The organism is Aquimarina sediminis (genome assembly GCF_002895435.1).
Taxonomy (GTDB): domain Bacteria; phylum Bacteroidota; class Bacteroidia; order Flavobacteriales; family Flavobacteriaceae; genus Aquimarina; species Aquimarina sediminis.
This window is the reverse complement of record NZ_POYJ01000003.1, coordinates 231288-252409: the sequence shown is the minus strand read 5'-3', so window position 1 is coordinate 252409 and position 21122 is coordinate 231288. Positions and strand designations below refer to the sequence as shown.

General features: G+C 34.2%; 8 protein-coding genes. 4 read left to right on the top strand and 4 right to left on the bottom strand.

Annotated elements, in window-relative coordinates; genetic code table 11:
- Positions 1-412: 412 nt before the first annotated feature.
- From C1X07_RS09730 to C1X07_RS09715, 4 genes are all read right to left on the bottom strand, one after another.
- A complete protein-coding gene (locus C1X07_RS09730) occupies positions 413-1816 on the bottom strand; it encodes a hypothetical protein (RefSeq protein ID WP_128755239.1) in 1404 nt (467 codons plus the stop codon).
- 209 nt (positions 1817-2025) lie between these two features.
- Positions 2026-3195, bottom strand: coding sequence for a hypothetical protein (locus tag C1X07_RS09725; RefSeq protein WP_103069820.1), 1170 nt, complete (start codon positions 3193-3195; stop codon positions 2026-2028).
- 139 nt (positions 3196-3334) lie between these two features.
- On the bottom strand, positions 3335-5146 hold the full coding sequence (locus tag C1X07_RS09720; protein ID WP_164914132.1) for a tetratricopeptide repeat-containing sensor histidine kinase: 1812 nt from the start codon (positions 5144-5146) through the stop codon (positions 3335-3337).
- Positions 5147-5273: 127 nt separating this feature from the next.
- Complete coding sequence (locus tag C1X07_RS09715) at positions 5274-6002, bottom strand: LytR/AlgR family response regulator transcription factor (RefSeq protein WP_103069818.1); 729 nt, start codon at positions 6000-6002, stop codon at positions 5274-5276.
- A 550-nt stretch (positions 6003-6552) separates the two neighbouring features.
- Between C1X07_RS09715 and C1X07_RS09710 the strand changes: the two genes are divergently transcribed.
- The 4 genes from C1X07_RS09710 to C1X07_RS09695 all read left to right on the top strand — a co-directional run bounded on the left by C1X07_RS09710 (position 6553) and on the right by C1X07_RS09695 (position 21085).
- Positions 6553-8979: a TonB-dependent receptor gene (locus tag C1X07_RS09710; RefSeq protein WP_103069817.1), complete on the top strand. Its 2427-nt coding sequence runs from the start codon at positions 6553-6555 to the stop codon at positions 8977-8979.
- 14 nt (positions 8980-8993) lie between these two features.
- Positions 8994-14015 carry a fibronectin type III domain-containing protein gene (locus tag C1X07_RS09705; protein WP_103069816.1) on the top strand — a complete coding sequence of 1674 codons (5022 nt, stop codon included), beginning with the start codon at positions 8994-8996 and terminating at the stop codon, positions 14013-14015.
- A gap of 134 nt (positions 14016-14149) precedes the next feature.
- Positions 14150-18994 carry a hypothetical protein gene (locus C1X07_RS09700; RefSeq protein ID WP_103069815.1) on the top strand — a complete coding sequence of 1615 codons (4845 nt, stop codon included), beginning with the start codon at positions 14150-14152 and terminating at the stop codon, positions 18992-18994.
- Positions 18995-21085: a fibronectin type III domain-containing protein gene (locus tag C1X07_RS09695; protein ID WP_103069814.1), complete on the top strand. Its 2091-nt coding sequence runs from the start codon at positions 18995-18997 to the stop codon at positions 21083-21085.
- The last annotated feature ends 37 nt before the right edge of the window (positions 21086-21122 follow it).

The following is a 21122-nucleotide window of genomic DNA, read 5'->3' as shown; positions in this document are numbered from 1 at the left end:
CATTAAAAAAATCCTTTCTTTGTAAGATCTTGTTTTGGGGTAATTTATGCCAATTCACTGAATCGGGTCATTATCCTTTTCTATAAATTTATCGAGGCAAAACTAATAGTATGGGGCTCCTTTTCTAAATTAATATGGTGTACCTTATCATTTATTTGGTGAGCTATTGATTATTGATGGTGAGCATAAATAATCAGGATTTTGAGCTAAGTTATCTTATTATATTTACGCCAATTCTGATATAACTTATCTTTTAAAGAGACAATAACTCTTGTCATTTTTTATCTCTTTACTTTATTAGAATAATGCTTATATCAGTTTGTAGCGGTATATCTTTGGCTAATAAAGAAAAGCGAAGCATTAACAATCATAATTTGTAAATTGATGAATTCTATTTCATTCGAAAATAGTATTAATTTAACGGTATTTTGATTCCAGAAAGAAAATAATCCGGATTATCTGTGCCAAATGCCATATAGATATATAGCGTTTCGTTTTTTATAATTGGTGATGCAAAAGCACCCAAATGATCCCAAGCCCAATCATAAATAGGGTATTTGTTATGTAACTGTACAGGATTTATCAATAATGGACTTCTGCTATCATGGTTCCACTTGTTTCCATTCCAGTTCATTAAGCCATATTCTCTATTATTTGAGGTTAAATAATTTGAAGCCATTTCTTCACTACCTAGTAATATATATAATTCTGAATTGTACTTAATATATGATGCATCGTCAGCTTTACCTCTTAAGTAACCAGTACTATTAGTCCCTTTATGTATTAATCTAGAAGATATAATACTGTTATTAAATTCTAAGGCATCAAATAGATCAGTAGTAATTACTTCATGAATTTCTCTATCTACAAAATTTGAATTTCTTCTATGAAAAAGTATTCTGAATTTATTTTCGAATTTTGTTAAAGCTAAGGGGAAACTATTTTGATTTTCTCCATGCCATTCAGGAATCATAATTTCTTTTGGTTGTTGTATAATATTAAGATTTTCATCTATAATCATATATGCAGAAGTATAATTATTATTTGGTAATTGTACCCCGAGTAAAACTAGAAAATTTCCATTTTCTAGTTTGTATGGGTTATCAGTAGAGAATACATTTCCATTTGTTTTTGCAAATGGTATCATATTGGTGCTTAAAATTTTCTCATCGTGAAAAGTCCAATCTTCTAAATTATCACTAGTTGCATAATAAATACTCCTTTTTCTGTGAAATCCAAAAACCACAGGCGTTAAGAGGATATAGGTTCCATCAGATTTTTCAATAATACCTCCTGGTTGAATGTAATTAAAAATTCCTTCAGTAACATTAGTTGGATAAGGATTAAACAGTGGACGATCCTTTATAATACTATAATTAATAAAAGGGTTAAAAAACTCTATTTTAGCACCTACATTTTTATTTAAGGTCCCTAAAAAAGTTTCTCCTAAAGTAATCCAGCCATTGTTCAAATCTACATTTTCAACTTCAATCACAGTTGAAGCTTCACTACCTTGAATTACAAACCAACTTTGACCACTCTCGGTCTGAATCAATAGGTTTTCTAAATTAGAATAGTTGGTTTTGATTCGGTTGTTATTCTCATCATATTCTATTATACTTATGGGGTTTTCTCTCTCTATGTTATTGAATTTATCAGAAATTAAAGCATTGGAAAAAAGAAAATTAAGGCTTCCTTTTTGAAAAACTTCTTCTGAACCAGTCTCGGTTTCATTATTTTCTATCAATTTTGAATCGTCATTACTACAAGAAGTGATATGGGAAATTATAAAAACTAGTAAAAGTGTTTTTTTCATATGATAAACAAAAAGTACGGTTTGAGAGAATTTGCTACAAAAAAAAGAGGAGCTATTATACTCCTCTTCTAATTGAACCATGTTTAATTAATTTGTTTTACTAAGTCTAAACCCAGAATCATTGTATACACAATCAACATACACTTATTTCTGTTGAAAAATCAAATATGGTTATGGTTTTAAATACTAATTAGTATGCAGAAATAATATTACTTAACAATCTTAGCAGTGATATCAAGTTTTGCTGGTTCTAATAAGTCATCTATTTCTTCATGATATCTTATTCTAGGATAAAAAACTGCGGTTGTTTTGTAAGTTGTGGCTGGGTAAGTGTCTCCTTTTACAGTTACATTTACATTGGCACTATTTCCTGGTATCATTCCTACACTAGGCAATTCTCTTCTTATTCTAATCGCTCTTACAGGAGGTGCTGGATCTTGATTTTCCTCGGCATCTGCTTTGCCATAAACGAGCATATGATTTCCTTGATTTGTCCATTTTGTAACCTCAAAAGTTTGAGAAGCTCCTTCTGTTACGTCTGGTGTTGTTACAGATACTGTTTCTACTTTAAGAGGGTTTTTTACATCTACAATAACCGTAGTTGTTCTAAACTGATCATTATCACGATCTTTAACCTCTAAAATAAAAGATTTAGGGTATTTAAAGTCTATACTTTGGCCTTCTACTGGATATTCTGTACCGGCACCAGGTGTTTGCGAAGAATCCTGATAATAATACAGTTTTGTGCCATCATAAGTAATTGTTGGGATTAAATCTGTAAAATCTGTTCCTACAGGCACAAATATATATAGTTTATCTAACCCGGTGTCTTCAATAATTCTAGACATTTCTATATCACTTGGCAAGCTTGGATTTTTACTTTTTTCGAATTTAAATCCTGTTATTTTCAAAGTTTCCGGCTCGGGCACTACCTCTCTAATAATACTTACGTTATAGTGTAATAGCTCTTCTTTTTTGCCTAGTGCATTCATAATGGTATACACATTTACTTTTCCGTCGACGTATGATAACTGTACATCGTTACTAGGAGAAATCTCGAACTTACTTAAATTAAGCTCTGAAGATGTAATTGCCGCTCGTATTGCGTCTAAGGTTATCGTGGCAGGTACAGTAATTTTTATCTCGCCATATTTTACTTCTTTATTGTCTGTGATCTCAGGATCTACAATATCTATTGCTGTAGGGTTTATCCCGAATAATGGGAAGGCAGAAAGTTTTCCTTCGTCTATTTTTATTTCTTCTACAGTTGTATTTCCTGGATTCACAATAGGTGTATCATCATCAGAACTACAGGCTGTGATAAGGCTAATAGCTATGATAGCACTTCCTGTTTTTAATAATTTAATTACGTTTCTCATTCCTTATTTTTCTCTGTTTTCTTATTTAGACAAAATTAATATAATGAGATTCTGCATCTAAATTAATTGGGTATATTTTATGATTTTTTTGGTGAATTGACCCAAAAAAAGGGTAAGGAGATTGTATTCAATCTCTTAGTTACATTATCATATCAAATTTGATGGTATAGCAGGCTCCAGGATTAGAATCAATCTCTACAGTACCTTTAATTTGTCTGGTAAGTCCTTGTATAAGTTGCATCCCCAAAGACTGGCTATTTTCCATTTCAAAATTTTCGGGAAAACCAACTCCAGAGTCTTTTACCATAAGTACACAGGTGTCTTCATTTTTAGAAGCTTCTATACTAATATGACCACTTGCATCTTCTTCAAAGGCGTATTTAATACTATTCGCAATAATCTCGTTAACAATCAACCCACAAGGAACCAGATAGTCCATATCCAGATTAATATTATCTACATCTGTGCTAATTGTAATATTTTGCTGTGATAGGTCATAGCTTGTTTTAAAATAATTCAATAAGTTATCCAAATATGTTCCCAGATTAATTAATGATAAATCATTTGACTTATACAATCTCTCGTGAATTATGGCCATTGCTTGTATTTTATTTTGAATTTCCTGTAAGATTTCTACAGATGATTTATGGTCTCCAAACTTATATTGTAGGCGTAGTAAGCTCGAGACTATCTGTAAATTATTTTTCACTCTATGATGTACTTCTTTTAACAATATTTCGCGGTCTTTAAGAGTTTGCGATATTTCCTTGTTTTTTTCGGCAAGTACTCCATTGGTTCTCTGCTTATTCCTATAGCCATACAACAATGTTAATAGTATTATTGATAATGCAAATAATCCTATTATTAATAAAATCCGAGTAATTCTATGGCTCTTGTTTTCAAGAGCTTTTATTTTATTCTCATTGATCAATAGTTGCACTTCTCTTTCCTTACTTTCGATATCAAATTTTGCTTGTACCTCTTTAAGCTCTTTCTTCTTTTCTTCATTGAACAAAGAGTCTTTTACGATGTTATATTTTAATAGATACTCATATCCTTTTTGATAATCCTTTTGCCTTCTATAATACCCTTGAAGGGATTCGTATACTTTGGATAATTGCGGTAATGCTTTTGTCTCTATGGCAGTAGATAGCGCTTCATCATAATGGGATATGGCTGCAATGGTATCTCCTAATTTTTCATAAATATCGGCCAACCTAAGGTATTCGATAGCATTTTCGTAAACCTCTCCTGTTTCTAGTCTTAGTTTAAGAGATTTTTTTGCATATACTAACGCCTCTTGTAATTTATTTTCTTCTACAGCTATTGCAGATAAATTACTCAACCCCGTCATAATGGTTGGAGGAATATTAGTTTTTTCTGCAATCTCAATGGATTCCTTTATTACCTTTTTTGCCTTTTCAAAATTCTTTTGGCGCATATATACTTCGGCAACAGCTATCATAATTCCGGTTCTGTACTCAATATCGCCAATCTTTTCTGATAGTTTTAATGCTTTATTATAATACAATAAAGCATTCTCATCATCTTTTAATTTTAAGGAGTATAGTGAACCTACATTTTCCAAGGCACCAATTTGCAATCCTCTTTCATTACTTGCTTCATATATATTTGCAGCTTTTAAATATTCATCTAGGGCTTGATGATAATTTCCCATTTTTACATAAACCAATCCTATACTTTGGTGACTTTTAGCAACCCCCTGTTCATAACGTAACCCTTTGGCTATTTCCATTGTTTTATTATAATAAAACAATGCTTGCTCAAATTCAGACCTTCCATTACACAGTCTTCCTAGAATAAAGTAGAAATACCCTATGTTTTTAGAATTCTCGTCTTCTAACAACTCTAATCCTTGGTGTGCATACCCAAGGGCTCTAGCGGGGTCAGAATCACTAAGCTCTAGTGCTAACTGTTGAAGTATCCCCACCTTTTCTTGTTTTGAGGCGGTTTTTAATCTTTTTATTAAAGTATCTGTTTGACTTATTAATGAAATACAAGAGAAGAAAAAAAACAGACTTGTATACCTCTTCAAAAAGCGCGCAACTCTTTGCATACTACAAAATATCTAATCGTTCTAAAAGTTGACTTTTATAAGCTTTACTGACGGGGATACTTTTATTACCTACATAAACAAATCTATTTTCTATTTTATCTATCTTTTCTAGAGCAACCATATAGGATCTATGAATTCTCAGGAATTTGTCTTGCGGCATTTTTTCGTAAAACTCTTTTAAAAACATATTCACGACCACTTTTTTATTCTTAGTGATGATTTGAGTATAATTGTCCATGGCTTCTACCCATAAGATATCACTCATTTTTACTTTTATAAGTTGTGATTTATCTTTAATAAATAAAGTATCACCCAACTTGTTATTGGTTATTGAGGTTTCTTCTCTTTTATTCTCTACTTGTTTTTGTAAAGCTATTTGTAGGGCAAAAGACAGTTCTTTTATTTTAAAAGGTTTAAGTAAAAAGCCAAAAGGCTTCGTCTGCAAAGCGTCTTTAAAAGTAGTATCATCACCATAAGCGGTAAGAAAAACAACTGGAATTTTATATTTCTGGTAGATTTCTTCTGCAGTCTCAATACCATTTTTATCACCAGAAATATTAACATCCATCACTACGACATCCATGATAGTTTCTGATGCATATTTCATAGCTTCTGTATAACTACTCGCAATTCCAACCACAAAATACTCTAACTTTTCTAAGCTGATTTTTATATCTAATGCAATTGAAAACTCATCTTCTACTATTAATACCTTTCTGTTTTTTACCATAAAAAGACTCTCTTAACGTTTGTTACTCAAGCTATCCAAATACAAACTCGATAAACACAAAAAAAGTATTACTGTTTTCTAAAAATCGATAAAATTGCCTGTCCTATATTTTGTTTTTTCAATTCGTTTAATGGTGCGAAACTAGACCAGAAAGAAACTTTTACAAAAATAACTTGGTCAAGGGTGTCGATTTATTGGTGAATGGCACCAAAAGGAGGGTAGAATAATTTTATAGACTTCAAACAACTTGAATGATCAGAAAACTATCTATAGAATTTTCTTTTTGGTAAAAACCAAATAGTAAAAAGGCATAATATTCGCTTTTTTCACAAAACCTTTCTTATAACTCTCCATATTTTGAGCCCTTCAGACAACATCAATATAATGCACTAACAATCAATAGTATATATATTTTTTACGTACTAAATATTTATAAATTCTTACTACAATTTTATAAAATTTGAACAAAACTTCTTGCTTTAAAGTTGCTCATTAATCTATATTTGCCATGTTAATTTTATCATAAAAATTCCCCAAAACCATTAACATATTGAGATTAAAATTACTCATCTTCTTCCTAGGTTGCTCTTTTATTACTTCAAGTCAAAACCTTGAGCAGATTGGTAAAGTTCCATTATTACGGTTTAACGGAGGAATTTCTGGAAATAGTGTGTTTTATAATGGTACTGCAAATCGGGATCCATTTACTTATTTCATAAATGGTAATCTAAATTTTAATGTTAGTGGTGTTTACAATATTCCTTTGTCTTTTTCATATACCAATCAGGATTTAGAGTATAGTACACCTTTTAAAATAAATCGTTTAAGTATTCATCCATCTTACAAATGGGTGTCGACTCATATAGGTGATGTTTCTATGACTTTTTCTCCATATACAGTAAGCGGGCATCAATTTACAGGAGGCGGAATTGACCTTACTCCTAATGGACCATTTAAGATAAGTGCCTTATATGGTAGATTTCTTAAAGAATCTGAATACAATCCCGAAGTTCCTGAAGCCATACCTTCGTATAAAAGAATGGGGTTTGGATTTAAAACTTCATATGATTTTAAGAAAGCTTCAGTTGGGCTTATTTTCTTTACAGCAAAAGATGATGAAACATCGATCCAAAATGCAGTTCCGGTTGCATTAGAACTTACTCCAAAAGAAAATGCAGTGGTAAGTGTAGAAACCAATTTTATGGTATTTGAAAAAGCCAAAATAAATCTAGAATATGCTATTTCAGGAATTACCGAAGATACTCGGACATCAGAATCACGATCTACAACAGGAGCTCTTTCTTTTTTACTAAATGAAAACCTAACAACAAACTATCACAATGCTTTAAGGGCACAATTTGATTATCCCGCAGGTAATGGCTCTGTTGGTGTAGGCTACGAACGTATAGACCCCTCTTATCGAACTTTTGGTGCTTACTACTTCAATAATGACCTTGAAAATATAACGGTAAATGCTTCACAAAGTATTTTTAGCAATAAAATTAACCTTAATGTTAATGCGGGTCTGCAACGAGATAATTTGGAAGACACCAAAAGCTCAGAATTAAAACGTATTGTAAGTGCCGTTAATATTACCTATACCAGCTCAGAAAAATTGTCTGTCAATGCCGGATATTCGAATTTTCAATCCTATACCAATATTCAAGATCAATTTGATTTTATTAACGAAGTAAATCAATTTGATAATATAGATACTCTTAATTACCGACAAATATCCCAAAATGCAAATCTTGGGATCAATTACACCTTAAAAAAAACAGAAAGTAAACAGCAGGCAATTAACCTAAATCTCACCTACCAAAGTTCTGACAATAAACAAGACGGAAGAACCGTTGAAAATGGGTTATCAAATTTTTATAACATAGCTTCTGCATATACATTAGGTTATCCAAAAAATTCGCTTAATTTTTCGCTGGCTGCCAATGTTTCTTATAACACTGTTGGAGAAACCGACAATCTTACTTTGGGACCTACTTTTATGGTTACCAAATCTTTTTTTGATAAAAAACTTAGAGCCAATTTCTCTAGTTCATACAATTCTGCATTTAATAATGGAGACAAACAAAATGATATTTACAACCTTAGATTAGGGGGTAATTATACTATTTATGAGAGTCATAATCTTAACCTCAATATCCTTTCATTATTTAGAAATACAGACACGAATAGTAATACCGATTTCACTGCAACATTTGGGTACACCTATACTTTTGACACCTTTAAGATAAAGTTCAAAAAACGGAATAGAACCCTTTTGAATGAAGAGGCTATCAATAAGCTGGGCACTTTACAGTTTAGATATAGGTCTGTAACCTATAGCGGTACTATTCCTCAAGTAACAGAGCAACTGGCTAACGTAAAAAACAGTTCAAGATTTTCAAACATCCCCTCAGAAAAACAAAAAGAGCTTCATTTTTTATTTGCTGTGGTTGAGAAACAGTCTAAAACAGGGCTATATAAAGAAAAAGCTATAGCGTTTTTAACAGCATTGTATAGCTATGAAGATTTCTTAAAAGCTTATGACGCCATTTTACACGATGTTATCAAAAGTTTAAAAGATGATATGCAATATATTGATTTTAAGCTTGAAAGGAGTTTTGTAAAGACCAAGATAGAACTTGATGAGCTAAAAAAGGAGTCTCCAAATAATGTAAACGAAATAGAAGATCTAAAAAAAGAACTTGACAATAGACAAAAGAAATTAGTTGGTCATCGATGGATGAAGAAAAAATTTGACAGGTATACCAGCATTGAAGCAGTTATAAAACCAGATATGCTAGTCTTAGAGTTCAAAAAAAATGAAGCCAAAAATGCATATCGCCTCTATGAAGAAGAAACAGAGGTTAAAAAAATAAAATCATACTTAGAATCCCAAATTATTGATTTCTACTACCAAAAGTCATTAAACGAGGTTAATCCCGATTCTTTTGAACTTAGGTATATTGATAAAATCTAAAACGAACTTAACTTATGAAGAAAAGGTTATATTTTCTGTTCTTAATCGCATTGTTTACCATACAGGGGTCATTATCTCAAACCTTTCCTGTTACATTGGTGCCACAGGTTACTCCACCCTCTCCAATTTACTTTTCTTCATACGCAGATGCATCCAGCATTAATAATCCGTTACAACTTCAGATTATACTAAATGACCTTTCGGTAGCAAATCGGGAAATCAGATTAAAAAGCTATTTTGAAGGCAATGGGATTGCTTTTCAGAGTAAGGATATTGTTATAGGTGCACCTTCATTATTTGTAGAAGGTGGTATCCCCTTAACATTAACCAATGTAGAGCTTGCTCCTTATTTTACTTTCGAAAACATTATCGGAGTCTCACCATCAGTCTATGGTCAGGTAATCCCAGAAGGTTCCTACCAATTCTGTTTTGAGGTATTTGATGTTCTTACTGGTGCTCGTATTTCACAAAAAACTTGCGCTACAACCTATATTTTTCAAAATGAACCTCCTCTATTGATTGCTCCAAACAACAGAAATGATATCACAGAGCAAAATCCGTTAAATCAACTATTTCAATGGACACCAAGACATATAAATGTAAGTAATGTACAATATGAATTAAGTATTGTAGAAATATGGGATCAGACCATCAATCCGCAAGCTGCTTTTCTGGCGTCTCCCCCATTTTTTCAAACAACCACGACAAGCACTTCGTATTTATATGGTCCTGCAGATCCATTATTTTTACCCAACAAACGATATGCATGGAGAGTGCAGGCAAAAGCAATAAGCGGTGCAGAAGAGATAGGACTATTCAAAAACAATGGCTTTAGTGAGGTCTATTGGTTTAATTATATTGCTCCATGCGATACCCCCGATAACGCACGACATGAAGTAAAAGGAGCACAACAGGTCAATATTTTATGGGATGATTTTACTACCGATGTCCCAGAGTTTATAGTACGTTATCGTGAAAAAGGGAATAATAATGAGTGGTTTTTTTCGAGAACCAATGGTAATTGGATTACTCTATGGGATTTGCGCCCGGGAACAACCTATGAGTATCAGGTAAATAAAAAGTGTCTTATTTCTGAAAGTGAGTATTCTATTTTACAAACCTTTACCACATTAGAAGAAAGTGATGAAACCAGCCTTATAGACTGTGGTATTTCTCCCGATATGAATATCGAGAATATGGAACCCCTAGAACGGCTCCTTCCCGGTAGTACGTTTACAGCAGGAGATTTTCCTGTTAAAGTAACCGAAGTAAGTGGTGGCAACGGGCGATTTACAGGAAAAGGATACGTTTCCTTTCCATATCTTAAAAATATCAAAGTAGCCGTAAACTTCACCAATGTTTTCGTCAATAATGAAAATCAACTTGCAGAAGGTACAGTAGTAACCGTTTACGATCCCTCCTGGGGTAATATCCTTGATGTTGACGAAGTTATCGATGTAGCAGAAGATATTGCCGATGTCGTGACCGGTGGCGATAATATTGAAATCCCTCAACTGGACTACGATATAAATACCAGTGATATTAGTATCACAGATGGGCAAATAATTGTCACAAATCCAAATGGTGCTCAGGACACTTTTGATTATGATGAAGGAGATACCTACACCATAACCGATGCCAGTGGAGATGAATGGACAGTAGATGACAAAGGTAATGTTACTCAAACTGGTACTGGAGATCCATCTCCACCATTAACTTCGGATAATGCTAGTGGAATAAAACCTGGTCAGCATAGTGGTACCATAGAAGATCCTTATGTAGATGCAATTACCAATGATATTGTCAAAGTTACTTTTAGAGTACACAAAGAAGATGAAGATAAGACTCGATTTGCTCTTGATTTGGTTAATAATGTATATGAAACTTCTAATTATCCTAAAATAAATGCATCTGGAGATCAATCCTACTACCCTGTACACAAAGCAGCCGTACAAGGAGAAAATGATGTGTTTTATGCAGATATAGAGATTAGTGATGCCAAAATAAGTATCGATAGCCTTATTATCAAAACGGTAGAAAACAAAGCTATAAAACACGAAAGAATTGCAGGTACAAACACCTATAAAGTAACAATATCTGGTGCTAACCCATATCGCACCGAAGAATGTGTAGTTACCTACCTGGATCCTGCTGACAATACTTATAAAATAGCAGCCAGTTTCTTTGTTCATCATATCAAAAAACATACAGAAGTACCTGTACAGGTGGTGACCGTAAATGGTGGGAATGCGATTGCCAATTTTGAAACCGAACTCAATATTATTTTTGGTCGTGCTGGTGGCAAATTTAAGGTTAAACCCGATGTGATTAACCTTACCATTGCTCAAGATTCATGGGATACTGGTGACAAAAATGGTATCATAGATTATGATGGTAGTGGTATTTTATCAGATTATCCTACAGAACTAAAAAATATCTACAAAGAGTTTAAAAACCAATACCCCAATTATGACTCCAGACAGTATTTCATTTTTATTCTTGGAGATGAGTTTACAGTTTCTAAGCCGCTAAGTGGTTTTATGCCCAAAACCCGACAATGGGGATTCCTTTTTGAAAAACATATGGGTGACGGCTTAGAGAAAAAAGATTCTGCTCTCAAGGTTGCCGCTCATGAATTAGGACATGGAGTGTACACTCTAGATCATCCTTTTGGTGAAAATGCAGATAATGCAGGTCAAGCCAGCACTTGGCTAATGGATTATGGCAATGGTACCGAACTAGGGTATCCTAATTGGGCTACTATGAGTGATCCTAGTCTTAAGCTGATGTTGTTTCAGGATGATAGTGATGGGGAACTTATTCAAAATACCATAACAGAGTATTTAAGCATAGATAATAATTATTGGAGAGAATACTGCTACCTATCTCCTGTGGGAACTGCTATTTTATTAGATGATGCTTCTCATGTTTTATTCAATGAAGACGGTGCTGTACTATCATTCATTAAAAACAACGAAGAATATATAGGTACTTTCTATAAAGAAAGTCAAAAATTCCTTGGATATATAAAGAAAGATTACTGGAATAGATTTATCAAAGGAAAAATTGCAACTTCTAGTGAAGAAGCCTTAACTCTGTTTGAATCTCTAAGATATAAAGACATAAAATATGCTCCAGTTGGCAAACAAATATTTTCAATATTTAAAAAGAAATATAAAAATGCTTACTTGGATTGTATTGTTGAAGCACGATGGTCCAATAAAACACTTGCCAACACCCATACCGGTATTGCCTCCCCTCCGTTTTTCCCTGAAGGTGAAGGTATTTTGGTCATTAGTAGAGGAGGAAAACAATGTGGAGACGCAGAAGCAAATGGAGTAATAGACGGTCCAGGAGTGAAAATATATTACGCTCTCGATAATGACACTCCTGATAACCAAAAACAAGATCTTATTGAATTTTCCAATTATATCACTACTAAATTAAAAGATAAAACCTTTGCTTTTTACAATCATGAATTACAGAAAGAATATAGTAATTCTTTACATGGAGTGCTAAAGTATCTCAAAAAGCATAAGATTTATTCTAAGGATAAATTTACCTCTAAAGAGCACTTCCCTATTGAAACCTTTGCCAGAGATGCAGAAATAATATTCTCTAGTATTAATCTACGTGAAGGAATTCCAGAAAATTATAACAAAAACTCTAAAGATTGGAAAAAATTCAGAAAGGATCCTGTTAAAGTCCCGTATGAGTATTCCTTTAATGATTTGAAATCCCGGTTAGGAATCATAAACGGCGACACCGTATTTAAAACTGCAATACTAAACCTAGAAGAAAATGGAAATGCTGAAGCCATATCAATGAAAGACGGCTATATCCAATATACCGCTCAATTTGGAACTGATTCTGGTTTTTATGCTTGGGGTAAATTTGCCGTTGATTCGGGTAAAGATGTAGCAATGGCTGCTATGATTCATAGATTAATTGCACAACATGGGGTTCAAATATTAAGTAGGCTTGGAAGCCAAGCAAAGAAAGAGTTTATAAAGGGAGCAACAATAGAAGCCTTAGGAAATATAAGTGCGGGAGTTCTAATGGTTATGTTAAAGGGAGATAAACTAACTCAAGAAGAAATATCTAAAATCTTTTCTGTAGATTTTTTATTAGACATAACTATGGCTGGATTTAAGGAAATATATTCTGGCCCTACATATAAGTATTATGATTTTTTTTGGGGATGCGCTATAGGAATAGACTCCGGTGCGTTGTTAGATTTGATTTATAAATTCAAGCAAAAACCTACAGAAGAAATAATAGTTAGTATAATTAATTTATCTGGTGAATGTCTTATTTCTGGGGCAATTGGACAGCACTCTGATAAAATTAAAACTTTAATCCTAAAAAATACTCCGCTTGTCAAAAATGGCTTCCTCTTTTTCAAAGACAAATTAAAGATGGGAACTCCCGAAACTGTTCGACTACTAAAAAAAATGATAGATTTTGAAAACCTCTTCAAAAATAAAAACAAATATTATAAAGAAGCTATTGAACAAATGTTGGCTTCAAAATCAGGGGTAAAAGCTATAGATCTCCTTATAAAAGCTGATTTTAATATAACCCGACTTTCTGCATCCAATTTAAAAAGATTAACAACTATTATTGAAAAGCATGGTTACGAAGATAAACTTGTTAACCTGTTCAAAGGCGTTAATGATGTGAACAGGCTTTTGATTTTTCTAGAAAAAAAGATCTGTTCACCCGAAGAATATAAAAAATTGATAAACAAAATTTTAGAAAAAGGAAATAAGCAATTCAAAAATACTGTCACAATCAAAGGAAAAACGATGAGTTACAAAGATGTTTTTAATGACATAAGTGACGTATATAAATATTATCACACGGTTAAAGGAAACAGGCACTATTTTGCAAAAATTCATGAGAAAAATACAATTCTTATAGTAGTTGATTCTGGAATACTTGATGTTGCTGTCGGTACTGTGGATAATATTACTAAAGATTTATATAAAGAAGGGGTTGAAGAATTCTTCAAAGAATTTATAAAAGTGGATTAATCCCTCATAACTGGAAGAGTGCAAAAAAACTATGCTAACAGTATAAATTAAGAAGTAACATACTCAACAATAACTGTAAAATCGAATACTCGTTTGAGCAAGAAAACATTTAAAAATAAAATAACCTCCAAAGGATGAAAAATTACCACCTACTCATACTTACCCTACTCCTATCGGTGACCTGCCTTGCCAATACCGGTAAAGATTCGTTATTAGTATCCAAAAACAATACGGTACCACCCATATTCGAGAATCCTATGGCAAAAGGATTGGATGAAGAAGCTAGTAAACGGTTAGCAGCCTTCAAAGCAAAGCGTATCAAAGACCAGGCGGGTAGTGCCTATGCTTTGCGCACCTATGATACCAGGCAGTTTCGATCTTTTCCAAAATTAGAAACCTCATCAACGGGCGCTCCTACCGAAAATTTCTTTCAGGGACTAGCAGAGTTTACCAAAGATTACATCAAAAAAATCTATAAACCTACCCCAAAAACCGACTCCTTGGTGAGTAAAGCCAAAGAGCTCTTTAAAGAAATAGAAAAACAGGAAAATTTTATAAATATCATCAGTGGTAAAGAGTTACTTCAATTTCCTGTAGGAATCAAAAAACAGGTATCTCCCAATTCATCTATTACTATTGGTATTGTAAAAGCCAAACTGCATGCCAACTACTCAGAAGTAGATTTGTTTGCCAAACTTACTCTGGGTGAATTAAGTACCGAGTTATTTTTTGGAGCCAACAATGTAAAACTATCACACGAAGGAGGAATCTATGGCGAAGCACAACTCAACCTGCTGGGGGATTTCCCGATAGGGCAAAGTGGCGGGCAATGGATCATCACTTTCAAAGGAGGATTAGAAAATGATGGTAGCGCAACAAAACAAACCTATATCACTATAGACTGTACCGGTAAGGTAAAAGAGGTAGCCCTCGAAGCCGATGTGCGAATCGCCAAAACAGTAGCTATCCCACTAAATGAAGATGGCACCAAAAAATTCCCAGGAGAAACAACACCGCAAGACGGTAAAAATCCTGCTGGTAATGAAAGCTATGTTGGTGCCAGCTTTAGTTTTGTAACCTCCTCACTACAGGATCTTTTAATTGAGCTGGATTTACCAAAATTCGAACTTAAACCCCTACCGGGCTGGGCATTCAAAATGCACAATGTAGTGTTGGATCTTAGTGATACCAAAAATTCACCATTAGTAGATTTTCCTAAGATCTATGACGAACAACAATTGATCCCCTCTAGTCAAAAAGAGTTGTGGCGCGGTTTCTATGGTGAAGAAGTAAGCATTACCCTGCCCCCGGAGTTTCAGATTACAAAATCAAAAGAGCGTATTTCTTTTGGTGCCAAAGGTCTGTTAATCGATAACTTTGGAGTTTCTGGTAACTTTTTTGCCTCCAACCTCTTTAGTATTAATGAAGGGAATGCCAACAAATGGCAATACTCACTAGATTCTATAAATGTAGATATACAAGTCAATCATTTTATCAAAGCCGATTTTAGTGGAGATCTGGTACTGCCAATTAGCAAATCAGACTCCAAAGGTAATGGAGCTCTGGCATACAAAGGATTGATTACAGCAGACCAGCATTATAGTATTCGGGTCGAGGTAACGGATGATGTCGATTTTAATATTTTTAAAAGCAAAGCAAAACTATTTCCCGAATCCTATATAAAGATGGAAGTAGAAAACGGAAAATTTCATCCCGAAGCCAATCTAACAGGGCTTATGGCTTTTAACAAGGAACAAAGGGAGACTTTAGACAATACCTCTTCACAAAATATGGAGGATAATGAAATCGAATCCCTTAATTTTGATGGTCTCGCCTTTCAGAATTTTAAGATCCAAACCAAAGTACGCCCTTACCTCTCTATCAAATATATGGGATTTAAAGATACCATAGCACTTCCTAAACTTGCTGGATTCGAATTAGGTTTTTATGATATTAAGGCAAAAGTATATGAAGATGATCGCGCAGAAATAGGACTTAACAGCTACCTCAACCTTGATAAATCAGGGATAAAAGGAGATGTTAAACTTCGCATTATAGGAAAATTACATGAGGGCGACTACCTAAAATGGCAGTTTGATAAAATAGAAATCGATGAAGTCGAAGTCGATGTAAAACGAAAAAGCTTTGAGTTTAATGGTAAGCTTGCCTTCTTTAGAGACAACCCCATTTATGGCAAAGGACTTTCTGGAAAACTTCGATTATACTCTGAAAGTCTAAAAATAGAGATGGATGCCAAAGGAATTTTCGGTCGACAAGATGATTTTAGATATTGGTATGTTGATGCCTTTGGTAAACCTGTATCCGACAACAATAATAAAGCTTTAAAAATTTATGATATCGGTGGTGGTGTATATCACCACATGCGAAAAGCGGGAATGGATGAACGTGCAGGGAGTATGTCGGGAATCTATTATCGCCCTGATAGAGATACCGAATTCGGTTTTAAAGCCATGGCAGCTTTTAAAGTAAAAAAATCAGCAACCTTTACAGGACTCTGCGCTATTGAAATGAGCTTTAACAGCGAATCTGCCGGTGGAGGAATTAGCAGACTAGGGTTTTATGGTGGAGCTGCACTAATGAATTCTGATAGCGGAGGTAGTACTACCCCATTTGGAACGGTCGAGGGGATGCAGAAAAAATTGGCAGAAAAAGAACAGTCTATTAGCAATTTTCATGAAATGTCTATCGACAAAGAAGGCATTAAATACTTTGCTAGTGAAGTGTTTCCTAATATCTTGACCGGCAAGGAGCAATTTGCCGCACAATTGGCAATTGATTTTGATTTTAGAAATGATACCTACTGGGGGATGTTTGATGTATTTCTTAACCTTGGTATGATCAAAGGTGCCGGAGAGAAAAACAGATTAGGGTATATAGAGTTCTATGATGCTCCAGAGGATTGGTATATCTACATCGGTACTCCAACCAAACGTTTTGGTGTAGCCGGTATCCCGATTGGACCTTTTGATGCTTCTTTTGACCTCTATTATATGACAGGAACCATCCTTCCTGATCCTGCATTACCAAAACCTGAAGTTATAGATATCCTTAACCTAAAAGGAGACGAATTACTTTTTGGGAGAAACTTTAACAGCCAACTCGCACGAGGTACAGGATATGCTTTTGGAGCCTATGTAGAAATAGGAAAAAGCTTCGACTGGGGTATCATCTACGCATCGGTAAGAGCCGGTGTAGGGTTTGACCTTATGCTCAAAGATTTTGGCGATGCCCATTGTAAAGGAAAAGCAGGACCATTAGGTATGGATGGCTGGTATGCAACAGGGCAACTCTATGCATTCTTACAAGGAGAGATCGGTGCCCAGATTAAGATCTTTGGATTTAGAAAAAGAATCCCTATTCTAAAAGCAGGAGTAGCCGTTTTGGCTCAAGGTCAACTCCCCAACCCTTGGTTTGTAAAAGGATATGCAGGAGTAAAAGTAAGAATCTTAGGTATCGTAACGGTACAGGCACGACTTAAAGTTACTTTAGGTGAAGAGTGTGAAATTGTAGGTAAAACTGGTCTACAGGAAGTAGTCATTATTTCAGATATTTCTCCAGAAAACAATAGTGACAAAGTAGATGTGTTTGATGCTGTACAAGTGGCTTTTAATGTTCCAATAGGAGAAGTGGTAGAAATCAATGATGATCATGGCACTAAAAAATATCAGGTCGAGCTCAAAGAAATCACCATAAAAGATGGGGCTACAACACTACAAGGTGAACCTGTTTGGAATACCAGTAAAGATATCTTGGTCTTTGAGCCTAACGACATCTTACCTCCAGAGAAAAAGATAACCGCTACCGTAAAAGTGCAATTTAATGAATATAACGGAGGACAATGGGTTGCAGTTATGGAAAACGGTCAACCTATCGTAGAAGAAAAAACAATAGCTTTTACTACAGGTAAAGCCCCAACAAAAATACCACATAAGAATATCGAATATATGTATCCGATAGTAGATCAGCGATATGTGCTTCCCAAAGAAAGCAACACAGGATATGTACAACTAGAACGTGGACAGGACTATTTGTTTGGAACAGATGGATATAAAGATGAACTGTTCTTTATAACTGAAAATGGAGAATCAGTAAAAACACAATTTTCTTATGATCCGGCAGATAATATAATAACCTTTTCCCTACCACGACTACCAAACGAAACAGGGGTAGTATATAAATTAATAACTTCAAAGTTAGGCTCGGAAAGTGATAATAATACCGCTACAAAAACATATACCGATGTAAGTGAAGATGTTTCCATTTCTCAAAACACCCTTTCAGGAAGTGCTTCTTCTGATGCTTCCCTAACTCGATTGGAATTCAATTTTAACACCAGTAGGTATAATACTTTTAAAGAGAAAATAAGAGCAATGGATATAACTGATTACTATACCTTCATTGATGGTTCGTCAAATGCTGCACAACTAGAACTGCGAATTGCAAATTTTGAACCCTTTGATGTCAATGAAGTATTAGGTACCAGATATACTTCAAACAAGCCTTTAATGTCGGGTGTTGGTATGACCAATGATGATTATTATGAAAAAGAAATTTATCCATTACTATATCAAAACTATCCCCTGGATACTGATATCAGAGTGAATAGAGATGAATCCATATTGGGCACACCTCCTTTGAAAAATATCAAGCCTTCTTTAACCTATAGTGAGTATGTACAAAACAATCCTGAAAATGATTATTTAAGAGAACGCTTTCCATTTCGATGGAATCTTGCTGCAGCTTACAAAGAGGATTACGTACACCTGCAATATGTGATCGTAAACAGATATTTAAATACCAGCAGTATAGACATCAATGCTTATGAAAAATATAAATATATCATAGATGGTGTATTTCCGTATATAAATGTAGAAAAATACCAGGTAGAGTTTCAGTATACACTCCCAAACAAAGATTCTGGTAACAAAATCAAGGTAGACTATAAAAATTACTTCTAAATGAAATTAAAACATTGTATTATATATATAGCCCTCCTTTTAGGAAGTATTCCTCTTAGTACCTCTGCACAAGAAAAAGAAGCAAATGTTCCTAAAAAAATAGTGGTAAAAGCCTTTGCCAAAAAAGATGCTATACTATTGCGATGGGCAGTTACCGATAAATATGCCTGGAAATATAGTAACCAATATGGTTTTATCGTAGAGCGCACCACTGTTTTAAGAGATGGAAAACCGTTAACTACTCCTGAAAAAACAATACTTACCGGAGCCCCTATTACCCCCAAACCTCCTCAGGACTGGGAAAGTTTTATTCAGAGTAATGATATGGCAGCTATTGCAGCGCAAGCCATTTATGGAGAAACCTTTCAAGTAGATAATCAAGAAGAAAATCAGTTACTCAGAGTTTTTTATGAAAGTGAAGAGCTAGATCGTCGATTTGGATTCTCTTTATTTGCTATTGATCAGGATTTTGAAGTAGCACAGTACGCAGGATTGGGATATGTAGATACCGATATTAAAGAAAATGAAAAGTATCTCTACAACATCAAAAGTGCAATCCCAAAAGAACAAATGGTAGTAGAACCATCGGGTGTATTTATCAGTACCAAAGATGTTGAAGAGTTACCAAAACCTACAGACTTTTTCGGGTATTTCTATAAAAATGCATTTGTATTGGTATGGGAATATGATCAACTACTACCCTATTATACCGCATATAATCTGGAAAGATCTGAAGATGGTCAGGTATTCAAAAAAATTAACAATGTACCTATTACCAAACTAGCTGACACCCCATATTCTGGAGTTTCTTACACAGATTCTATACCTCAATACGGTAAAAAATATTGGTATCGCATTGTAGGAATCAATTATTTTAATGAAACCAGCCCTCCGTCTGAAGCGGCAGAACTAATAGGTTTTAAAGAAATAAAAACAGAGCCTCTGTTTTCGGCAACAACTATTATTTCTGAAAATGAAGTAGCATTAGAATGGACTTTTGCTAAGGAAGAACAATGGAAACTCAGAAAATTTGAGCTTTTACGTGCTGAAAAAGCAGTAGGTCCTTACAAAACTGTAATCGATAGCATACCTCCAGATCAGAAAAAAATCACCTATGGACCATTATCTGATATTAATTATTTTAAACTAAAAGCATATGGCAAAGATCAGGATTATAAAGAGTCCCCTCCTGCCATGGTACAACCCATAGATAGTATTCCTCCAAAAAAACCACAAGGGCTGCAAGGACTTGTAGATACATTAGGTATAGTGACTATAAAATGGGCAAAAAATGCCGAACTGGACTTAAAAGGATATGATATTTTAAGAGCCTATCGCAAAGATCAGGAATTCACAAAACTGAATAAAGAAAATCTTGTCAATGAAAGCTTTATAGATAGTATTGACATGACCTCTTTTGATAAAGCTGTATATTATAGATTAGTCGCATTAGATAATCGATATAATGAATCTGTACCTTCTGATACATTAACCTTAAAAAAACCAGATCGTATCCCCCCTACCTCTCCTGTTTTTAAAACGTATAAAATAGAAGAAGGTGCGGTAAATTTTTCATGGATTAATAGCTCGTCTGATGATTGGGCTGCAACTATGGTATATCGAAAAAATGTTACAGACACCCTCACTCAATCCTGGGAAAAAGTATATGAAACTACTTTAGATTCTATCACCAGTTTTACAGATACCAAAACTAATCCGGGCAGAAAATATAGATATACACTAATTACAGTAGACCAGAGTGGTTTGGAAAGTGAACCCACTCCCCCCATCATCATAAATATACCAGGGCAATTAATCAAGCCTGGCATAAAAGGGCTATACGCTACAGTAGATAGAGAACAAAAATTTATAGACCTCACCTGGAGATTTAATAGTGAGGCTGCAGTTGAGATACAAGTATATAGAAAAAGTATAGAAGAGTCTTTTACACTATACAAAAGACTAGCTCCCGAAAACAATAGATGGATAGATCAAAATCTAATCCCTAATACTACCTATAGATACGCCTTTAAAGCAGTATTTAATGATGGTAGCGTAAGTGAATGGAAAGAGATTGAAGTAAAATATTAATGACAACGATAAGATAGATACTATCGAATCAAAGTTA

Bases quoted from the DNA above. Each gene is read 5' to 3' on its own strand.
- C1X07_RS09695 (WP_103069814.1), top strand. From the start codon at position 18,995: ATGAAATTAAAACATTGTATTATATATATAGCCCTCCTTTTAGGAAGT.
- C1X07_RS09705 (WP_103069816.1), top strand. From the start codon at position 8,994: ATGAAGAAAAGGTTATATTTTCTGTTCTTAATCGCATTGTTTACCATA.
- C1X07_RS09715 (WP_103069818.1), bottom strand. From the start codon at position 6,002: ATGGTAAAAAACAGAAAGGTATTAATAGTAGAAGATGAGTTTTCAATT.
- C1X07_RS09730 (WP_128755239.1), bottom strand. From the start codon at position 1,816: ATGAAAAAAACACTTTTACTAGTTTTTATAATTTCCCATATCACTTCT.
- C1X07_RS09725 (WP_103069820.1), bottom strand. From the start codon at position 3,195: ATGAGAAACGTAATTAAATTATTAAAAACAGGAAGTGCTATCATAGCT.
- C1X07_RS09700 (WP_103069815.1), top strand. From the start codon at position 14,150: ATGAAAAATTACCACCTACTCATACTTACCCTACTCCTATCGGTGACC.